The sequence below is a fragment of the Chromobacterium sp. FG22 genome, from assembly GCF_057809415.1.
Genome location: NZ_JBMDJX010000017.1, coordinates 1 through 19,377, shown reverse-complemented (window position 1 = coordinate 19,377; position 19,377 = coordinate 1). Strand labels below are relative to the sequence as shown.

16 protein-coding genes are annotated in these 19,377 nt (G+C 65.5%); 5 read left to right on the top strand and 11 right to left on the bottom strand.

Annotation, left to right across the window (positions count from 1 at the left end):
* Positions 1–12 precede the first annotated feature (12 nt).
* A complete protein-coding gene (locus ACODSD_RS16450) occupies positions 13–681 on the top strand; it encodes a response regulator (protein ID WP_107801745.1) in 669 nt (222 codons plus the stop codon).
* 52 nt (positions 682–733) lie between these two features.
* Here ACODSD_RS16450 and kdpE read toward each other — a convergent pair whose 3' ends face one another.
* The 7 genes from kdpE to ACODSD_RS16415 form a co-directional block, all read right to left on the bottom strand.
* Positions 734–1,429 (bottom strand): two-component system response regulator KdpE, encoded by a 696-nt coding sequence (kdpE, locus tag ACODSD_RS16445; RefSeq protein ID WP_488877841.1) that lies wholly within the window; start codon positions 1,427–1,429, stop codon positions 734–736.
* A 20-nt stretch (positions 1,430–1,449) separates the two neighbouring features.
* Entirely contained in the window at positions 1,450–4,140 is a 2,691-nt protein-coding gene (locus tag ACODSD_RS16440; protein ID WP_107799006.1) for a sensor histidine kinase, read from the bottom strand.
* A gap of 53 nt (positions 4,141–4,193) precedes the next feature.
* Positions 4,194–4,766 (bottom strand): potassium-transporting ATPase subunit KdpC, encoded by a 573-nt coding sequence (kdpC, locus tag ACODSD_RS16435; protein WP_488877840.1) that lies wholly within the window; start codon positions 4,764–4,766, stop codon positions 4,194–4,196.
* Between the two features lie 20 nt (positions 4,767–4,786).
* Positions 4,787–6,907 carry a potassium-transporting ATPase subunit KdpB gene (gene kdpB, locus ACODSD_RS16430; protein ID WP_304502854.1) on the bottom strand — a complete coding sequence of 707 codons (2,121 nt, stop codon included), beginning with the start codon at positions 6,905–6,907 and terminating at the stop codon, positions 4,787–4,789.
* Positions 6,908–6,929: 22 nt separating this feature from the next.
* Positions 6,930–8,753 carry a potassium-transporting ATPase subunit KdpA gene (kdpA, locus tag ACODSD_RS16425; RefSeq protein ID WP_488877839.1) on the bottom strand — a complete coding sequence of 608 codons (1,824 nt, stop codon included), beginning with the start codon at positions 8,751–8,753 and terminating at the stop codon, positions 6,930–6,932.
* A 2-nt stretch (positions 8,754–8,755) separates the two neighbouring features.
* A complete protein-coding gene (kdpF, locus tag ACODSD_RS16420; protein WP_019103745.1) occupies positions 8,756–8,845 on the bottom strand; it encodes a K(+)-transporting ATPase subunit F in 90 nt (29 codons plus the stop codon).
* Positions 8,846–9,297: 452 nt separating this feature from the next.
* The gene (locus tag ACODSD_RS16415; protein ID WP_146176613.1) at positions 9,298–9,489 is read right to left on the bottom strand and encodes a hypothetical protein; all 192 of its coding nucleotides are present in this window, start codon (positions 9,487–9,489) and stop codon (positions 9,298–9,300) included.
* 307 nt (positions 9,490–9,796) lie between these two features.
* On the opposite strand from ACODSD_RS16415, the gene ACODSD_RS16410 reads away from it, so the two are divergent.
* On the top strand, positions 9,797–10,567 hold the full coding sequence (locus ACODSD_RS16410) for a sulfite exporter TauE/SafE family protein (protein ID WP_107799009.1): 771 nt from the start codon (positions 9,797–9,799) through the stop codon (positions 10,565–10,567).
* A gap of 409 nt (positions 10,568–10,976) precedes the next feature.
* On the opposite strand, the gene alaS is transcribed toward ACODSD_RS16410, so the two are convergent.
* The 4 genes from alaS to recA all read right to left on the bottom strand — a co-directional run bounded on the left by alaS (position 10,977) and on the right by recA (position 15,664).
* The gene (gene alaS, locus ACODSD_RS16405; protein WP_488877838.1) at positions 10,977–13,610 is read right to left on the bottom strand and encodes an alanine--tRNA ligase; all 2,634 of its coding nucleotides are present in this window, start codon (positions 13,608–13,610) and stop codon (positions 10,977–10,979) included.
* Positions 13,611–13,686: 76 nt separating this feature from the next.
* The gene (locus ACODSD_RS16400) at positions 13,687–14,145 is read right to left on the bottom strand and encodes an SRPBCC domain-containing protein (RefSeq protein WP_107799011.1); all 459 of its coding nucleotides are present in this window, start codon (positions 14,143–14,145) and stop codon (positions 13,687–13,689) included.
* A 2-nt stretch (positions 14,146–14,147) separates the two neighbouring features.
* Positions 14,148–14,603 (bottom strand): recombination regulator RecX, encoded by a 456-nt coding sequence (gene recX / locus ACODSD_RS16395; RefSeq protein WP_235089538.1) that lies wholly within the window; start codon positions 14,601–14,603, stop codon positions 14,148–14,150.
* Between the two features lie 8 nt (positions 14,604–14,611).
* Complete coding sequence (recA, locus tag ACODSD_RS16390) at positions 14,612–15,664, bottom strand: recombinase RecA (RefSeq protein WP_043591738.1); 1,053 nt, start codon at positions 15,662–15,664, stop codon at positions 14,612–14,614.
* A 310-nt stretch (positions 15,665–15,974) separates the two neighbouring features.
* On the opposite strand from recA, the gene hrcA reads away from it, so the two are divergent.
* The 3 genes from hrcA to dnaX form a co-directional block, all read left to right on the top strand.
* The gene (gene hrcA / locus ACODSD_RS16385; protein ID WP_107799013.1) at positions 15,975–16,997 is read left to right on the top strand and encodes a heat-inducible transcriptional repressor HrcA; all 1,023 of its coding nucleotides are present in this window, start codon (positions 15,975–15,977) and stop codon (positions 16,995–16,997) included.
* A gap of 131 nt (positions 16,998–17,128) precedes the next feature.
* Positions 17,129–18,139, top strand: coding sequence for a lytic murein transglycosylase B (mltB, locus tag ACODSD_RS16380; RefSeq protein WP_488877837.1), 1,011 nt, complete (start codon positions 17,129–17,131; stop codon positions 18,137–18,139).
* Positions 18,140–18,212: 73 nt separating this feature from the next.
* The coding region (dnaX, locus tag ACODSD_RS16375) for a DNA polymerase III subunit gamma/tau (RefSeq protein ID WP_488877836.1) at positions 18,213–19,377 on the top strand (1,165 nt) is incomplete at its 3' end.

The window sequence follows — 19,377 nt, the reverse complement described above, 5'->3', positions numbered from 1 at the left end:
CCGGACTCGATGATGTCTGAACAGACCATACGCATTTTGCTGGTGGACGATCACACCTTGTTCCGCAGCGGAATCAAGGCCTTGCTGGCGCGCCAGGCGGCTTTCGACGTTGTCGGCGAGGCGGCCGACGGCGCCGAGGGCGTCAAGCTCGCCAAGCAGCTGGACCCGGACGTGGTGTTGCTGGACCTGAACATGCCGGGCATTTCCGGCGTGGAGGCGCTGACCCTGATGCTGCAGGACCAGCCCAAACGGGCGGTGGTGATGCTGACGGTGTCCGAGGAGGCCGACGATCTGACCGCGGCCTTGAAGGCCGGCGCGCGCGGCTATCTATTGAAAAACATCGACGCCGACTTCCTGACCCAGGCGGTGGCGCGCGCCGCCGCCGGCGAATCGGTGATGAGCGATTCGATGACCGCCAAGCTGATGGCCCAGTTCCGCCACGGCGCGGCCGCGCCGGTGGAGCCGGCGGAACAGGAACTGGACCGGCTGACCCCGCGCGAACGCGAAATCCTCGGCTTTCTGGCTCAGGGCAAGAGCAATAAGGAAATCGCGCGCAGCCTGGATCTGGCCGAGAGCACGGTCAAGATCCATGTGCAGAACATCCTGAAGAAGCTCAGCCTCAGCAGCCGGGTGCAGGCGGCGGTGTTCGCGGTGGAGAACGGGGTGGGGCGCAGCGCGTGAGCGGCTGCGCGCGGCCCTGGCCCCCATGAACAGCTTCTAAGCGGCGGTCCGCTCAGCCCTCCACCAGCCGATAGCCGACTCCGGTCTCGGTGAGGATGTGGCGCGGCATCGCCGGATTGTCTTCCAGCTTCTGCCGCAGATGGCCCATATAGACGCGCAGATACTGGTTGTGCTCAGAGAACGACGGCCCCCATACCGCCAGCAGCAGCTCGCGATGGGTGATCACCTTGCCGGCGCTGCGTATCAAGGTGGACAGCAGCCGGTACTCTATCGGCGTCAGATGCACCGCCGTTTTCGCCTTGGCCACCTGCCGGTTGACCAGGTCCACCTTGATGTCGCCGAACTGGAACACTTGTTGCGCGGCGGCGCTGCCGTGGGTGCGGCGGCGCAGCAGCACGCGGACGCGCGCCAGGCATTCGGCCACGCCGAAGGGCTTGGTCAGATAGTCGTCGGCGCCGGCGTCCAGCGCGGCCACCTTCTCGGTTTCCTGGGTGCGCGCGGACAAGACCAGGATGGGCAGATCGGTCCATTCGCGCAGCTGTTTGATGGTGTCCTGGCCGTTCATGTCCGGCAGGCCCAGGTCCAGGATCACCAGGTCCGGCTTGCGGGTGGCCACTTCGATCAGGCCTTGCTTGCCGGTTTCCGCCTCGTGGACGGTCAGGCCTTCTTCTTCCAGCGCCGTGCTCAGAAAGCGGCGTATCGGTTTCTCGTCTTCAATGACGACGATGCTGATCGGTGCGTCTTGCATGGTCATGGTTTTCTTTTGAGTTAGGGCGTCTCATCCGGCGGCAGCGCCGGCGCTTGACCGGCCGGCAGGCTGAAGCGGAATTCCGCTCCGTGCGGCGAGCGGTTGCGCGCGCTGATGCGGCCGCCGTGGATTTCCACGATGGAGCGGCAGATCGCCAGGCCCAGCCCCACGCCGGGGGTGCTGGACTCCGCCGCACCGCGCGAGAATTTGTCGAAGGCGCGCTGTTCCATATTGGGCGGCAGGCCGGGGCCGTCGTCGCTGACCGACACCAGCACCTCCGCGCCTTCGCGCCGCGCCGCCAGCGTGATGCGGCTGCCCGGCGGCGTGTATTTGCCGGCGTTTTCCAGCAGGTTGACCAGCACCCGCTCCAGCAGCACGGCGTCGTATTCCAGCACCGGCAGGTCCGGGTCCAGTTCCAGCTTCAGTTCCCGGCCGCGCAGGCCGCGTTCGGCGGCGCGCAGCGCGCTGCCCACCACCTCGTCCAGCATCTGCCATTCCTTGTTCAGCTTGACGCCGGATTGCAGCCGCGCCATGTCCAGCAGATTGGTCACCAGCTTGTTCATGCGCAGCGCTTCGTCCTGGATGGCGGCGGCGATCTCGGCGCGCTGATCGTCGTCCACATTGGGCGAGCACAGCCGCTCGGACAGGCCGGCCATGGTGGTCAGCGGTGTGCGCAGATCGTGGGACACCACGGACAGCACGCTGTTGCGCAGCCGCTCGGACTCCATCGCCACGATGGCGTCCTGCGCCACTTCCACGTAATGCACGCGCTCCAGCGCCAGCGCGATCTGGGCGGCGCAGGTTTCCAGCAGTCTTTGCTGTTCCGGCAGAAAGGCCTGATCGGTGACTTCCGGCAGCAGCGCGATCACGCCGCGGTTGCGCATCGGCGCGCGCAGCGGCACGTAGAGCGCGGCGTTGGCGGGCAGGGTGTTGGTGCCGAGGCCGGCCGGCTGCTGATGATCGTAAACCCATTGCGCGACGCCGATGTCGGCATGGCCGCGGTCTTCGCCGGCCAGGCGCAGTTCGTCGCCGCTATTGGGCAGGAACAGGTTGACCTTGGCGGCGAACAGCGGCTCCAGCCGGCCGACGGCGGTGTCCACGATCTGGGCGGCGGTCAGCGCGCCGGCCAGTTCGCGGCCCAGATCGTACAGCGCGCGGGTGCGGCGTTCGCGATAGGTGGAGATATTGGCGGCGAAGCGCAGCCGGGCGGTGAGCTGGCTGATGATGGCGGCCACCAGCAACATCACCACGAAGGTCATCAGGTACTGGGTGTCGGTGACGGCGAAGGACATCTGCGGCGGCACGAAGAAAAAGTCGAAGGCCGCCACCGACAGCAGCGAGGCCAGCATGCCGGGGCCGCGGCCGTAGCGCACCGACACCAGCACCACCACCAGCAGGTAGATCATGATGTCGTTGGCCAGCGCCACATGGGGAATCAGCAGGCCGGCCAGCAGCGTGGTCAGCAGGCAGGCGACGGCGGCGGCGATGTAGCCGGCGCGGGAGCGCGGGCTGTCCTGCTCTTCGAACAACAGGCTGGCGCCGGTCTTGGCGGCGCCGGCGTCTTCCGCTTCCAAGTCGTGGGCCACCACGTAGAGATCGATGTCGCCGGAGCGGCGGCTCAGCTCGTTGACCAGGGTAGGGCGCCACAGCCGCGACCAGCGGCCGCGGACGGATTTGCCCACCACCAGCTTGGAGACGTTGCGGCTGCGGGCGTAGGCCAGCAGCGTGGGCGCCAGTTCGTTGCCGCCCAGCACCGTGGTTTCCGCACCCAATTCCTGCGCCAGCCTCAGGCCCTTGAGCACGCGGGCGCGCTGCTCCTCGGACAGTTTTTGCTGGCGCGGCGTTTCCACGTAGACGGCGATCCAGTCCGCGTCCAGATTGGCGGCCAGGCGCTTGGCGCTGCGGATCAGCTTGTCGATGCCGGCGCTGGCGCCGACGCACACCAGCAAGCGCTCGCGCGCGTGCCAGACGGGGTTGATGGACTGGTCGGCGCGGTAGGCGCGCATCTGCGCGTCCACGCGGTCGGCGGTGCGGCGCAGCGCCAGTTCGCGCAAGGCCAGCAGATTGCCCTTGCGGAAGAAGTTCTTCACCGCGCGCTCGGCCTGCTGCGGCAGATAGACCTTGCCGGCGGCCAGCCGGCCCAGCAGCTCGTCCGGCGGCAGGTCCACCAGCGCCACTTCGTCGGCGCGGTCGAACACGTGGTCGGGCAGGGTTTCGCGCACCACGATGCCGGTGATCTGTCCGACCACGTCGTTCAGGCTTTCCAGATGCTGGACATTGAGGGTGGTGTAGACGTCGATGCCGGCGGCCAGCAGCTCCTCCACGTCCTGCCAGCGCTTGGGGTGGCGCGAGCCGGGCGCGTTGGAGTGGGCGAATTCGTCCATCAGGATCAGCTGCGGCCGGCGCGCCAGCGCCGCGTCCAGATCGAACTCGGACAGTTCGTGGCCCTTGTAGGCGATCCGCCGCGGCGGCAGCAATTCCAGGTCCGCCAGTTGCGCCTGGGTTTCCTTGCGGCCGTGGGTTTCCACCACGCCCACCAGCACTTGCACGCCTTCCTGGCGCCGGGCGCGGGCCGCCGCCAGCATGGCGTAGGTCTTGCCGACCCCGGCGCAGGCGCCGAAGAATATCTTCAGCCGGCCACGTTGGGCGTCCAGTTCTTCGCGTTTCAGTTCATCCAGCAGCGCGTCCGGATCGGGACGGATGTCGGGCATGGCTTGTCCTGTTTTTTAGCCGCGGAAACCGGGGATTCCGCAGCTCGTTCTTATCAGCCGCGCCGCTGGTCCAGCGCCAGGTTCAATTCCAGCACATTGACGCGCGGCTCGCCAAGCAGGCCGAAGGTTTCGCCTATCACCCGGCTCTCCACCAGCTTGCGCAGCGCGGCCGGCTCCATATTGCGGGCGGCGGCGACGCGCTCCAACTGGTAGAAAGCCGCGGCGGCGGAAATTTCAGGGTCCAGGCCGCTGGCCGAGGCGGTGACCAGGTCCACCGGCACCGGGCCGGTCTGTCCCGGATGGGCGGCGCGGATGCGTTCCACATTGGCCTTCACCGCGTCCAGCTGCGCCGGGTTGGTGGGGCCCAGGTTGGAGCCGCCGGACCCGCCGGCATTGTACGGCATTGGGCTGGTGGCGGACGGGCGGCCCCAGAAATATTGCGGGCCGGTGAAGTTCTGGCCTATCAGCCGCGAGCCGACGATCTTGCCGTCGCGTTCGATCAGGCTGCCGTTGGCCTGGAAAGGGAACAGCGCCTGGGCGGCCCCGGTGGTGAGCAAGGGGTAGGCGAGGCCGGTGATCAGGGTCAGGCCGCCGAACACCACCAGCAGCGGGCGTAACAGTTTCATTTGCTTTGTCCTTTCAGTGCTTATGCCAGGCTCAGCGCGCCCAGCAGCATGTCGATCAGCTTGATGCCGGCGAAGGGCACCAGCAGGCCGCCCAGGCCGTAGATCAGCAGGTTGCCGCGCAGCAGCTCCGCCGCGCTCTTGGCTTGATACTTGACCCCCTTCAGCGCCAGCGGGATCAGGAACACGATGATGACGGCGTTGAAGATCACCGCCGACATGATGGCCGAGGCCGGGCTGTTCAGGCCCATCACGTTCAGCGCGTTCAATTGCGGATAGGTGCTGGCGAAGGCGGCCGGAATGATGGCGAAGTATTTGGCCACGTCGTTGGCGATGGAGAAGGTGGTCAAGGAGCCGCGTGTCATCAGCATCTGCTTGCCGATTTCCACGATCTCGATCAGCTTGGTGGGATTGGAATCCAAGTCCACCATATTGCCGGCTTCCTTGGCCGCCTGGGTGCCGGTGTTCATCGCCACCGCCACGTCGGCCTGGGCCAGCGCCGGCGCGTCGTTGGTGCCGTCGCCGGTCATCGCCACCAGCTTGCCCTCGGCCTGATGGCTGCGGATCAGCTTGAGCTTGGCTTCCGGCGTGGCTTCGGCCAGGTAGTCGTCCACGCCGGCCTCGGCGGCGATGGCGGCGGCGGTCAGCGGGTTGTCGCCGGTGATCATCACCGTCTTGATGCCCATCTGGCGCAGCTCGGCGAAACGCTCCTTGATGCCGCCCTTGACGATGTCCTTCAGTTCGATCACGCCCAAGGCGCGATTGCCTTCCGCCACCAAGAGCGGGGTGGAGCCGCGGCGGGCCACTTCATCGGCGCTTTTCGCCAGCGCGTCCGGGAACTGGCCGCCCAGTTCGGCGATGTGGCGGCGGATGGCGTCGATGGCGCCCTTGCGGATCCGGCGGCCGTCGTAGTCTATGCCGCTCATCCGGGTTTGCGCGGTGAAGGGGATGAACGCGGCTTCATGGCTGGCTAGCTCGCGCTGGCGCAGATTGAACTGCTTCTTGGCCAGCACCACGATGCTGCGGCCTTCCGGGGTTTCGTCGGCCAGCGAGGCCAGCTGGGCGGCGTCGGCCAAAGCCTGTTCGCTGACGCCGGGCGCCGGAATGAAGGCCGAGGCCTGGCGGTTGCCCAGGGTGATGGTGCCGGTCTTGTCCAAGAGCAGCACGTCCACGTCGCCGGCGGCTTCCACCGCGCGGCCGGAGGTGGCGATCACGTTGGCGCCCATCATCCGGCTCATGCCGGCCACGCCGATGGCGGACAAGAGGCCGCCGATGGTGGTGGGGATCAGGCATACCAGCAAGGCCACCAGGGTGGTGATGCCGATGGGCGAGCCGGCCTTGGCCGCTTCCACGCTGAACAGCGAGAAGGGCAGCAGGGTGACGGTGACCACCAGGAAGACGATGGTCAGCGCCACCAGCAGGATGGTCAGCGCGATCTCGTTCGGCGTTTTCTGGCGCTTGGCGCCTTCCACCATGGCGATCATGCGGTCGAGGAAGGTTTCGCCCGGGTTGACGGAAATCCGCACCACGATCCAGTCGGACAGCACGCGGGTGCCGCCGGTGACCGAGGAGAAATCGCCGCCGGCCTCGCGGATCACCGGCGCGGATTCGCCGGTGATCGCGGACTCGTCCACCGAGGCCACGCCTTCGATCACCTCGCCGTCCACCGGGATCACGTCGCCGGCTTCCACCAGCACATAGTCGCCCTTGCGCAGGCTGCTGCCGTCGATCACGGTCTTGCCGGCGTCGTGGCTGGGGCCGGACAGCTTCTTGGCCACCACGTTTTTCTTGGCCGAGCGCAAGCTGGCCGCCTGGGCCTTGCTGCGGCCCTCGGCCAGCGCTTCGGCGAAGTTGGCGAACAAGACGGTGAACCACAGCCACAGCGCCACCGCCAGGATGAAGCCGGACGGCGCCTCGCCCTGGCCGGCCAGGGACTGAACCCACAGCGCGCTGGTCAGGATGCTGCCGATGTAGACGACGAACATCACCGGGTTGCGCCACTGGGCGCGCGGCGACAGCTTCTTGAAGGAGTCGACGATGGCCGGTTTCACCAGGCTGGGGTCCAGCATGGATTTGGCCGCGCTCCTGTGGCCCGCTTGAACGGGCTGGGCGGCCGGCAGTTTGGAATGATTGATATCGTTCATTTTATGAGTCCTCCCGCAAGGTTCAGCGACCGCTGATCATCTGCAATTGCTCGACGACCGGGCCCAGCGCCAGCGCGGGAACATAGTTGAGCGCGCCCACCAGCAAGACGGTGCCGATCAGCAGCACCACGAACAGCGGGCCATGGGTGGGCAGGGTGCCGCCGGTGACGGCCAGCCGCTTCTTGGCGGCCAAGGAACCAGCGATGGCCAGGATGGGCACGATCATGAAGAAGCGGCCGAAGAACATGGCCACCGCGGTGGCGACGTTGTAGAAGGGCGTGTTGGCGGACAGGCCGGCGAAGGCGCTGCCGTTGTTGTTGGCGGCCGAGGTGAAGGCGTACAACACCTCGCTGAAGCCGTGGGCGCCGGGGTTGAGGACGCCGGCCTTGCCGGAGGCGGCCAGCACCGCGATGGCGGTCAGCGTCAGCACCAGAACCGGGGTGACCAGAATGGTGATCGCCGTCATTTTCATCTCATGGATTTCTATCTTCTTGCCCAGGTATTCCGGGGTGCGGCCCACCATCAGGCCGGAGATGAACACCGCCAGGATGGCGAAGATCAGCATGCCGTACAGGCCGGAGCCGACGCCGCCGAACACCACCTCGCCCAATTGCATCAGGAAGGTGGGCACCAGGCCGCCGATCGGGGTCAGAGAATCGTGCATGGCGTTGACCGCGCCGCAGGAGGCGGAGGTGGTCACCGCGATGAACAGCGAGGTGTCGATGACGCCGAAGCGGGTTTCCTTGCCTTCCATATTGCCGCCGGCCTGCAAATGGCTGGCCTGCTGATCCACGCCCATTGCGCTCAGCTGCGGCACGCCGGCCTGCTCCGCGCCGGTGGCCGTTACGACCGCGCAGACGAACATCACCGTCATCGCGGCGATGATGGCCCAGCCTTGGCGCTGGTCGCCCACCATGCGGCCGAACACGAAGCACAGCGCCGCGGGGATCAGGAAGATGGCCAGGCTTTGCAGGAAGTTGCTCAGCGGGGTGGGGTTTTCAAACGGGTGCGCCGAGTTGGCGTTGAAGAAGCCGCCGCCGTTGGTGCCCAGCAGCTTGATCGCTTCTTGCGAGGCCACCGGCCCCATGGGCAGCGTTTGCTGCTGGGTGCTGGCGTCCGCCATCACCGGCTTGCCGTCGGCGCCCAGGACCGCGTTGCCCTGAGCATCGGTCTTGGCCTGCTGATAATGGGTGGTTTCCACCGTCTGTGCGTTTTTATAGGCGGACAGGTTTTGGATCATGCCTTGCTGGCTGAAGGCCAGCGCGAATACGAAGGACAGCGGCAGCAATACGTAGAGAGTGAAGCGGGTGACATCCACCCAGAAGTTGCCGATCTTGGCCGAGCCGTGACGGACAAAGCCGCGCACCAGGGCCAGCACCACCGCCGCGCCGGTGGCGGCGGACAGGAAGTTCTGCACCGTCAGGCCCAGCATCTGCACTAGATAGCCCATGGTGGATTCGCCGCCATAGCCTTGCCAGTTGGTGTTGGTGACAAAGGAGATCGCGGTGTTGAACGCGGAATCCGGCGCCACCGCGCCCATGCCTTGCGGGTTGAACGGCAGCCAGCCCTGCAAGCGTTGCAGCAGATACAAGGCCAGCGCGCCCAGCACATTGAACAACAGCAAGGCGACGGCGTAGCCGCGCCAGCCCATGTCTTCGTCCGGCTTGATGCCGGCCAGCCGGTAAAAGCCGCGCTCCAGCGGCGCGAACAGGCGCAGGGGGCCGACATTGTCGCCCTGCATCACGCGGGCGATATAGGCGCCCAGCGGCCAGGCCAGCGCCAGCAGCACCAGCAGGAACAAGCCCAGCTGCAAGGGTGCGGCCGAGCCGATGAAATTGGCGAACATGATTAAAAATTCTCCGGCTTAAGCAGTGCGTAGATCAGATAGCCAAGCAGGCCCAGCGCGATCAGCGCGCTGAGCAGATACCAGACGCTCATTCCTTTTCTCCCAGTTTCCGGCAGCCGGCGACGAAGCCGCAGGCCAGCGCGCCGAACAACAGGACGAGTCCCAGATAGACGACATCCATCATGAAAATCTCCATTTGAATCAGTAATGGAAAGGTACTGAAGCCGGCGTCAAAAACCCGATAAAAGCCGTTGGATAGAGATAAAAATCGCGTAAAAATCGATGGGAAATCGCCGTTTGGCGCAAATTCGGACGGATTTCGGCGGGAAAAGGAATTTTCTTTATGCGCGCGGAGGCGGAGACGCAGAGGACAACGGGCGGACGACCGGCGTCGCTGGACGCGGGCGCGGCGGCGGGAAACGAAACGGGCGGCTCGGCACAGGCGGCAAGCGCGCTGTCCGCTTCAAGGCAGGGAGGTTGCGGCGTGGCGTATGGCTGGGCCGCTAACCGTCAACAGGCGGCAAGCCGCCAGTGGGCAAGGTGTTCAGAACAGGTCGTCGCAGCGGTCGGCCAGGAATCGGGCATCGTCCCGATCGTGCGCGCGCTGGCGCACTTTCTGCTGGCGCGACCTCTCAGCATCACTCAACTGAGGCTTGGCGACCGCATAGAGAAAACTCTCGTGCTGGTCTCTAGCCTGCTTTCTGCGAACACTCAGAGGAATACGGGAAGTCATCATCCTTGCACCTCTCGGTCACGTACTTGTGTGAGGCCAGGGCAAACCCTGACCCTTTGACATTGACGCTATTTTCGCGATTTGTAAAGCCCTGTTTGCTTGTGATTAGGAGCAAATCGGACTTGGGCATTCCAGCGGACTCCGCCCACGCTACCGGCGCGATGTTACCGCAGCATGATGGAGCGGGCGTCCGGGGCAAGTCTTTGAGGTAAATCACTTTTCGAATAATGTTGTTTCGAAACGGTATAAATCGTTATATGAAACTGGCGTAGCATGCCGCTATCGAATGGCGCGGCCAAGGAGCGGTTTTATGGAGTGGGGGTATGCGATCGCGGGTTTGGCGGTGGGCTTCATCGTTGGTCTGACCGGCGTGGGCGGCGGTTCGCTGATGACGCCCATCTTGCTGTGGTTCGGCATCTCTCCGGCCACCGCGGTGGGCACGGATCTCTTATACGCGGCCTTGACCAAGATGGGCGGAGTGACGGTGCATCATCGCCAAGGCCATGTCGATTGGCGCATCGCCGGCTGGCTGACCGCCGGCAGCGTGCCGGCGGCCCTGCTGGTGCTGGCCGGTCTGTCCTATCTGCATCTGCCGGAAAAAATGTTGGACACCCTGTTCAAGCTGGTGCTGGGCGTCGCCTTGCTGCTGACCGCCGCGGCCATCCTGGGCAAACCCTTGCTCTTGCGCTGGCTGGGCCGCGCCGGCGCGGCCAGCCCGTCGTTCGAGCCGCGGATAGGCTTGACCGTGGCCACCGGCGTGGTGTTGGGCGTTTTGGTCACGCTCAGTTCCATCGGCGCCGGGGCCCTGGGCACCCTGGCCTTGTTCCTGCTGTATCCGGCCTTGCCGACCTCGCGGCTGGTGGGCACCGAAATCGCCCACGCGGTGCCCTTGACCCTGGTGGCCGGTCTGGGACACGCCGGGCTCGGCAATGTGGATTTTCCGCTCTTGCTCAATCTGCTGGCGGGCTCCCTGCCCGGCATCTGGCTGGGCAGCAAGCTGACGCGGCGGCTGGCGGAGGGCTGGTTGCGGCCGGCGCTGGCGGTGATGCTGGCGGTGATAGGCGGCAAGCTGGTGTTGTGAGCCGCGGCGCGGCATGAAGGGACAGGGCGGCTCAGGCCGCCTTTTTTCATGGCCGCGCGCAAAAAAAAACGCCCTGATCGGAGAGGCGAGCAGGGCTGAAATGCAAACAACAAAAGGAGAAGCCATCATTAAGCCTCTCAATATTAGTATTTCGTAATCCTGATGCCCTTGACCTGGAGCAAGAAAGCGGCGGCAGCCAAGGCCGACGGCGTGGAAGACAAAAAAAGACCGCGCAGCGCGCGGTCTGTTGATGAGAGTTGGGAGGCTTAGAACCTGTTTCCGATCTGCTGCGCGTCGGCGATACGGCGTTGAAAACGTTTTCGAAATGCTCATGTACCACGCGTACATTCCGCTTTCTCAGCCGTTTTCTCCTTGTCTTGCCTTAGCTCGCGAGATCGCAAACACGTTCTTACAGCTTAGCCGCCACCCAGGCCTGTACGCCGGCCAAGGCCGCCGCCAGGTTTTCCGGCTGGGTGCCGCCGGCCTGGGCCATGTCCGGACGGCCGCCGCCCTTGCCGCCCACTTGCTGGGCGACGAAGTTGACCAGCTCGCCCGCCTTGAGCTTGGCGGTCAGGTCGGCGGTGACGCCGGCCACCAGCGCCACTTTGCCGTCGCCCTTGGCGGCCAGCACGATGGCGGCGGAGCCCAGCTTGTCCTTCAGCTTGTCCAGGGTTTCGCGCAGCGCGTTGTTGTCCGCGCCCGGCAGTTCCACCGCCAGCACCTTGACGCCGTTGACGTCGGCCGCGCCGTCGGCCAGGCTGTCGCCGGCGGAGGCGGCCAGTTGGCCTTTGAGTTTGGCCAGCTCTTTTTCCAGGGTCTTGACGTTGTCCTGCAAGCTGCCGATCTTGGCGGCCACCTCGTCCAGCGTCTGCGCTTTCAGCGCGCCGGCCGCCTCTTTGAGCAGGGCGTCCTGCGCCTGGATGTGGGCGATGGCGCCTTCGCCGGTGACGGCTTCGACGCGGCGCACGCCGGCGGCGACGCCGCTTTCCGCCACGATCTTGAACAGGCCGATGTCGCCGGTGCGCTGCACATGGGTGCCGCCGCACAGTTCGGCGGAGAAGTCGCCCATGGTCAACACGCGCACTTCATCGCCGTATTTTTCGCCGAACAGCATCATCGCGCCGGATTTCTGCGCGGCTTCCATGCTCATCACTTCGGCCTTGACCGGCAAGTTGTGGCTGATCACGCGGTTGACCACGCGCTCCAGCTCGGCGATCTGTTCTGCGCTGACCGGTTCGCCGTGGGCGAAGTCGAAGCGGGTGCGCTCCGGATTCACCAGCGAGCCCTTCTGCGCGACATGGTCGCCCAGCACGTGGCGCAGCGCCGCGTGCAAGAGGTGGGTGGCGGAGTGGTTGCGGGCGCTGGCGGCGCGCGCGTGCAGATCGATGGTGGCGGTCACGCTGTCGCCGACGGCCAGGCGGCCGCGGGCCAGTTTGCCCTTGTGGCCGAACACCGCGGCCTGGATCTTCTGGGTGTCGTTGACGTCGAACAGCGCGCCGATGCCGCCTTGCAGCGAAATCTCGCCCACGTCGCCGACCTGGCCGCCGCCTTCGGCGTAGAAGGGGGTGTCGTCCAGCACCACGATGCCTTCTTCGCCGGCTTCCAGCGCGGCGACGGCCTCGGTGCCCTTGAACAGCGCCAGGACCTTGGCGTCGGTGCTGGCGGAATCATAGCCGTGGAAGCAGGTGTCGGCGCCGCTGTAGCTGACCTTGCCGGTCATCTTGAAGCTGGAGCCGGCGCGGCCGCGCTCCCGCTGCGCTTCCATCGCGCGCTCGAAGCCTTCCAGATCGGCGTGGATGTCGCGTTCGCGGCAGATGTCGGCGGTCAGGTCCACCGGGAAGCCGAAGGTGTCGTAGAGCTTGAAGATGGTGTCGCCGTCAAGCTTGGTCTTGCCGCCTTCCAGCGCGGAGTCCACCAGGCCCATGCCGATTTCCAGCGTCTCGGCGAACTTGATCTCCTCGGCGCGCAGCGCGTCTTCGATATGCGCCTGCTTCTCGCGCAGTTCCGGATAGGCGTCGCCCATCTCGGCCACCAGGTCGGCGACGATCTTGTGGAAGAACAGGCCTTTCTGGCCCAGCTTGTAGCCGTGGCGGATGGCGCGGCGGGCGATGCGGCGCAGCACGTAGCCGCGGCCTTCGTTGGACGGCAAGATGCCGTCGGCGACCATGAAGCAACAGGCGCGGATGTGGTCGGCGATCACTTTGAGCGACGGCACGTCCTGGCTGTAGGCCATGCCGGTTTCGCGCGCGGCGGCGCGCACCAGGCAGGCCAGCGCGTCGGTCTCGTAGTTGGACTTGACGTGTTGCAGCACGGTGGACAGGCGCTCCAGACCCATGCCGGTGTCGACCGACGGCTTGGGCAGCGGATGCAGGGTGCCGGACTCGTCGCGGTTGAACTGCATGAACACGTTGTTCCAGATTTCCATGAAGCGGTCGCCGTCTTCGTCCGGGCTGCCCGGAGGGCCGCCGGCCACGCTCGGGCCGTGGTCGTAGAAGATCTCGGTGCAGGGGCCGCAGGGGCCGGTGTCGCCCATGGTCCAGAAGTTGTCGGAGGCGTACGGCGCGCCCTTGTTGTCGCCGATGCGGATGATCTTGTCGGCCGGCAGGCCCACGCTCTTGTGCCAGATGTCGTAGGCTTCGTCGTCGGAGGCGTAGACGGTGACCAGCAGCTTGTCCTTGGGCAGGTTCAGCCATTGCTCGCCGGTCAGGAATTCCCAGGCGAAGGTGATGGCGTCCTGCTTGAAGTAATCGCCGAAGCTGAAGTTGCCCAGCATTTCGAAGAAGGTGTGGTGGCGCGCGGTGTAGCCGACGTTTTCCAGGTCGTTGTGCTTGCCGCCAGCGCGCAGACATTTCTGGCTGGTGGTGGCGCGGGTGTAATCGCGTTTTTCAAAGCCCAGGAACACGTCCTTGAACTGCACCATGCCGGCGACGGTGAACATCAGCGTGGGGTCGTTGCCGGGGATCAGGCTGCTGGAGGGCACCACCTGATGGTTTTTGCCGGCAAAGAAATCCAGGAATTTCTGGCGAATTTCAGAGGTTTTCATGTTTGATTTCGTAAGATTGCGAATTCTGGGCCGCTTTGGGGGCTTGAACCCAGAGCGGCGCGGACAGCTGATTGTGTCAAGCCGCGCCGGCGCTGGCAAGGGTTTCGGCGCGGCGCTTGAGCGCCTGGTTCATCAATTCGAAACCCTTGCGCGTGTCGGCCAGCAGCGTCTGGCCGAACAGCGGCAGCAAGAGGCCGCTGAAAGTTTCGCCGTGATGCAGGCGGGTGCCGCCGTTTTCCAGCGCTTCCAGGCGAAAACTGTGGCGGCCGTCCAGCAGGCCGGGCAGCAGCGCGCGCCCCAGCCACACCAGCTCCTCCGCCGTTTGCAAGACTTCCAGCCGCGGGCGGAAGGTCAGCCGCGGCCGGCCGGGCGGATGGATGCTGACCACCAGGCGAGACCCTATCTGCTGGCGGCCGTGCAGGCCGACGATGAAGGGGTTCCATTCCGGGTAGGCTGCCCAGTCGCACAGCACGCGCCAGACCGCGGACGGCGCGGCGTCTATGTCGATATGGGTGGCGATGCCGCGCGTTTGCATGCTCAGTCCTCGTCGGCGGGAAAGTCGTCGTCGGCGGCGCCGCTGAGCACCTTGCCGATCACGGACATCGGGAAGCCGCGTCCGGCCAGGAAGCGGATCTGGCGCGCGCGCTCCTGCGGCGTGTCCGGCAGCTGGCCGAACTTCTTCCGCCATTGCGCCTGGGCGGCGGCAAGGTCGTCGCGGCCTTGCAAGGCGTCGCGGATCAGTTCGGCGTCCACGCCGCGTTGACGCATTTCCTGTTGCAGGCGGCGGCTGCCGTAGCGCTGGCCCTTGCTGTCGGCGAACTGCTGGGCGAAACGCTGATCGGACTGCCAGCTGTGTTCGGCCAGATCATCCAGCAAGGCCGTCAATTGTTCCGGGCTCTCCGCAAACGGAGCGAGCCGCCGCTCCAGCTCCCGCCGCGTGTATTCGCGGCGGGACAGGAGATCGACGGCTCGCGCCCTCAGGCTTTTTTCCATTCAGGGAATCAGGCGTCGAGCGCGTCGTCGGCGAACTCTTCGTCCGGCTGGCCTTCGGTGATTTCCACTTTGATGCCCACCGCGTCGCGGATCTTGCGTTCCACTTCAGCGGCGATTTCCGGGTTGGACTTCAGCCATTCGCGGGTGTTGTCCTTGCCCTGGCCGATCTTCTGGCCGTTGTAGGCGTACCAGGCGCCGGATTTGTCGATGAAGCCGTGCTTGACGCCCAGTTCGATGATCTCGCCCTGACGCGAGATGCCCTCGCCGTACAGGATTTCGAAATCGGCCTGGCGGAACGGCGGCGACACCTTGTTCTTCACCACTTTGACGCGGGTGTCGTTGCCGATCACTTCCTCGCCCTTCTTGATGCCGCCGGTGCGGCGGATGTCCAGGCGCACGGAGGCGTAGAACTTCAGCGCGTTGCCGCCGGTGGTGGTTTCCGGGTTGCCGAACATCACGCCGATCTTCATGCGGATCTGGTTGATGAAGATCACCAGGGTGTTGGTGCGCTTGATGTTGCCGGTCAGCTTACGCAGCGCCTGGCTCATCAGGCGGGCTTGCAGGCCCACGTGGCTGTCGCCCATTTCGCCTTCGATTTCAGCCTTGGGCACCAAGGCGGCCACCGAGTCGATCACGATCAGATCGACGCCGCTGGAGCGCACCAGCATGTCGCAGATTTCCAGCGCCTGCTCGCCGGTGTCCGGCTGCGAGATCAGCAGGTCGTCGACCTTGACGCCCAGCTTTTGCGCATATTGCGGGTCCAGCGCGTTTTCCGCGTCGATGTAGGCGCAGGTGCCGCCCAATTTTTGCATCTCGGCCACCGCTTGCAGACACAGGGTGGTTTTACCGGACGACTCCGGGCCGTAGATTTCCACCACGCGGCCGCGCGGCAGGCCGCCGACGCCCAGCGCCAGGTCCAGACTCAGCGAGCCGGTGGAGACCACTTGCAGGTTTTCGTTGATCTGGTTGTCGCTCATGCGCATGATCGAACCCTTGCCAAACTGTTTTTCAATTTGGGCAAGGGCCGCGGCCAACGCTTTGCTCTTGTCTTCGGATGCCATGCTGTCTCCAGTGTGGGGGGCGCTAAACAAAATGAATGCTCGGCCAGCGGCGGGCCGTGTCCATGGCGGCGGGGAAAACCCGATGCCGGACAGGGGTTTGCGCGGCGCCGGCGGGCTTGCCCCGTCGCGCTCGCGCTTGCCGCGCCGATAGCCGAAAAGATGCCGTCGATTATCTCATAAAGCCTTGGCCAACGGCAGAGCCGCTTGCCGGCGATACCGTCCTTCGGGACGGGAAACCGCGATCTCGCTTGAAAAAGTTGTGATTGCGACCACTTTTACAAGTGTCCACCCTGTGTACAATGAAGCCATCATGATGAACGAACGCGCGCAACACCTGCTCAAGGTCCTGATCGAACGCTACATCGTCGACGGCCAGCCGGTGGGGTCCAAAACCCTGTCCATGCTGCCCGGCGTCGAGCTGTCGTCCGCGTCCATCCGCAATGTGCTGGCGGAGCTGGAGGCGATGGGGCTGATCGCGGCGCCGCACACCTCGGCCGGCCGGGTGCCCACCGCGCGCGGCTACCGCATGTTCGTCGATCGTCTGCTCACCATCCGGCCTTTGGAAGAGGCGGCGCTGCACGAGCTGGAACTGAATCTGCAGCCGGACAGCCCGCAGCGCATCGCCCAGTCCGCGTCCTCCTTGCTGTCCGAGCTGACGCATTTCGCCGGCGTGATCGTCACGCCGCAGCGCTCCGACATCGCTTTTCGCCAGATCGAATTCCTGCGCCTGTCCGAGCGGCGGGTGCTGATGATCTTGGTGACGTTGGACGGGGACGTGCAGAACCATCTGCTGACCACTGAACGCGATTACACGCCGTCGGAATTGATAGAGGCCGGCAATTTCATCAACCAGCATTACGCCGGCCAGGGGCTGGATCGCATCGCCAGCCGGGTGGCGGACGAGTTGCGTCAGCTGCAGGGCGACATCGCCGAATTGATGTCGGCGGCGATCCGCCTGGGGCAGAGCTCGATGGCGGCCAGCAGCGCCGCGGTGGTGGTGGCCGGCGGCAGCCGGCTGCTGGAGGTGAGCGACCTGTCCGAGGACTTGTCGCGGCTGCGTCAGTTGTTCAGCGTGTTCGAACGCAAGACCGAGCTGCTAAAGCTGCTGAACCAGGGGCGGGAGGCGCAGGGCGTGAACATTTTCATCGGCGAGGAGTCTGGCGTGATGACGCTGGACGAATGCTCGGTGGTGACCGCGCCTTACCGGATCAACGGCCAGGTGGTCGGCGCGCTGGGCGTGGTCGGTCCCACCCGGATGGCTTACGAGCGGGTGATCCCTATCGTCGACATTACCGCGCGCCTGGTGTCCAGCGCCTTGTCGTTCCGGGCCTAACGCCCGTGCGCCGGCCGTGCGCCGGTTTTGGCCGCCGCAAGGCTTGACGCGAGGTCTGCGGCTATAGTTTTCGCGCCGCGTTCGTTCGAGGAGCGCGGCTAAGTCAAAAACGCTTATTCAGAAACCAGCCCATGAAATCTTTGCTTAAACTGGCCCCGTTGGCGGCTCTGTTCTCCTTCCAGCTGGCGCAGGCCGACGCGGCCTTTCTGGCGCGTCCGGACGTGCAGCGCTACATCGACGAGCAAGTGGCCGGCGGCCAGTTCAACCGCCCGGAGCTGGAGGCGGTGTTCGCCAATGTCGAACTCAAGCCCAACATCATCAAGATTCTGGACAAGCCGTCCACCTCGCGCCCCTGGTATCAGTTCCGCAATTCCACGGTGGGGGAAAAGACCATTGCCGACGGCGTGGCGTTCTGGCGCGCCAACGCGGCCGCGCTGACGCGGGCCGAGCAGCAATACGGCGTGGCTCCCGAGTTCATCGTCGCCATCCTGGGCGTGGAGTCCCATTACGGCCGCAACACCGGATCGTTCCGTCTGGTGGACGCCTTGTCCACCATCGGTTTCGATTACCCGCGCCGCGCGGAATTCTTCCGCAAGGAGCTGACCGAGTTCCTGCTGCTGGCCAAGGAGGAGGGCAAGGACCCGCTGACGCTGAAGGGCTCCTACGCCGGCGCGATGGGCTGGCCGCAGTTCATGCCGTCCAGCTTCCGCAAATGGGCGGTGGATTTCGACGGCAGCGGCCACCGCGACATCTGGAGCGATCCGGACGACGCGATCGGCAGCGTGGCCAATTACTTCCAGCGCCACGGCTGGCGCCACGGCGACGACGTGATCCTGCCGGCCAGCGTGCAGCCGGGGCCGCAGATCGATCAGCTGATCGCCGACAAATTCAATCTGCACTACACCGTGGGCGAGCTGAAGAAAATGGGCGTGACGCCGCAGTCGCCGGTGGCCGACGACGTGCCGGCGGTGCTGGTGCCGCTGGAAACGGCGCCCGGCGTCACCGAATACTGGCTGGGCCTCAACAACTTCTTCGTGATCACCCGCTACAACCGCAGCACGCTGTACGCCAAGGCGGTGCAGGAAATCGCGGATCAGCTGCGCCAGCGCTATCTGGCGGGCCAGGCCGCGGCCCAGCCGTGACGCCGCGCGCCGCCCGCCGCGGCGGCGCGAAACCTGTCGCCACGCGCGGCAATTGCCATTAAAATCCGCCCCCATGAGCTATCAAGTCCTTGCCCGTAAGTGGCGTCCCAAGCGCTTTGCCGATCTGGTCGGCCAGGAGCACGTGGTGCGCGCCTTGACCAACGCCCTCAAAGAACAGCGTCTGCATCACGCTTATCTGCTGACGGGGACGCGCGGGGTGGGCAAGACCACCATCGCCCGGATTCTGGCCAAGAGCCTGAACTGCGAAACCGGCACCACCGCCGAACCCTGCGGCGAATGTTCGGCCTGTCGTCAGATCGACACCGGCCGCTTCGTCGATCTGCTGGAGATCGACGCCGCGTCCAACACCGGCATCGACAATATCCGCGAAGTGCTGGAAAACGCCCAGTACGCACCGACGTCCGGCCGCTTCAAGGTCTACATCATCGACGAAGTGCACATGCTGTCCAAGAGCGCCTTCAACGCGATGCTGAAGACGCTGGAGGAGCCGCCGGCCCACGTCAAATTCATTCTGGCCACCACCGATCCGCAGAAAGTGCCGGTCACGGTGTTGAGCCGCTGTCTGCAGTTCTCCTTGCGCAATATGACGCCGCAGCAAGTGGCCGGCCATCTGGCCCACATGCTGGACGTGGAAGGCATCGCCTACGAGACGCCGGCGCTGGCCTTGCTGGGCCGCGCCGCCTCCGGTTCGATGCGCGACGCGCAATCGCTGCTGGACCAGGCCATCGCCTACGGTCTGGGCGAGGTGAAGGAAGACGGCGTGCGCGCGATGCTGGGCGCGGTGGACCGCCGCTATCTGTTCGCCTTGCTGCAGGCCTTGGCCGCCGGCGACGGCCCGCAGCTGATGGCCGAGGCCGACGGCCTGGCCGAGCGCGGGGTCAGCTTCGAAGGCGCTTTGAGCGAACTGGCGGTCTTGTTGCAGCAGCTGGCGCTGATGCAGACCGTGCCGCAGGCGGTTGCCCAGGACGAGCCGGAGCGCGACGCGCTGCAGGCGCTGGCGGACGCCATCGCGCCGCAGGACGTGCAGCTGTATTACCAGATCGCCATCCACGGCCGCAAAGACCTGGCGCTGGCGCCGGACGAGCACGCCGGTTTCAATATGACCCTGCTGCGCATGCTGGCCTTCCATCCGGCCAACGCCCGGGCCGAAGCCGCGCCTCCGCGCCCGGCCGCTGGCGCGCCGGCTCGCCCGCAGCCGCCGCAAGCGCAGCCGGTCC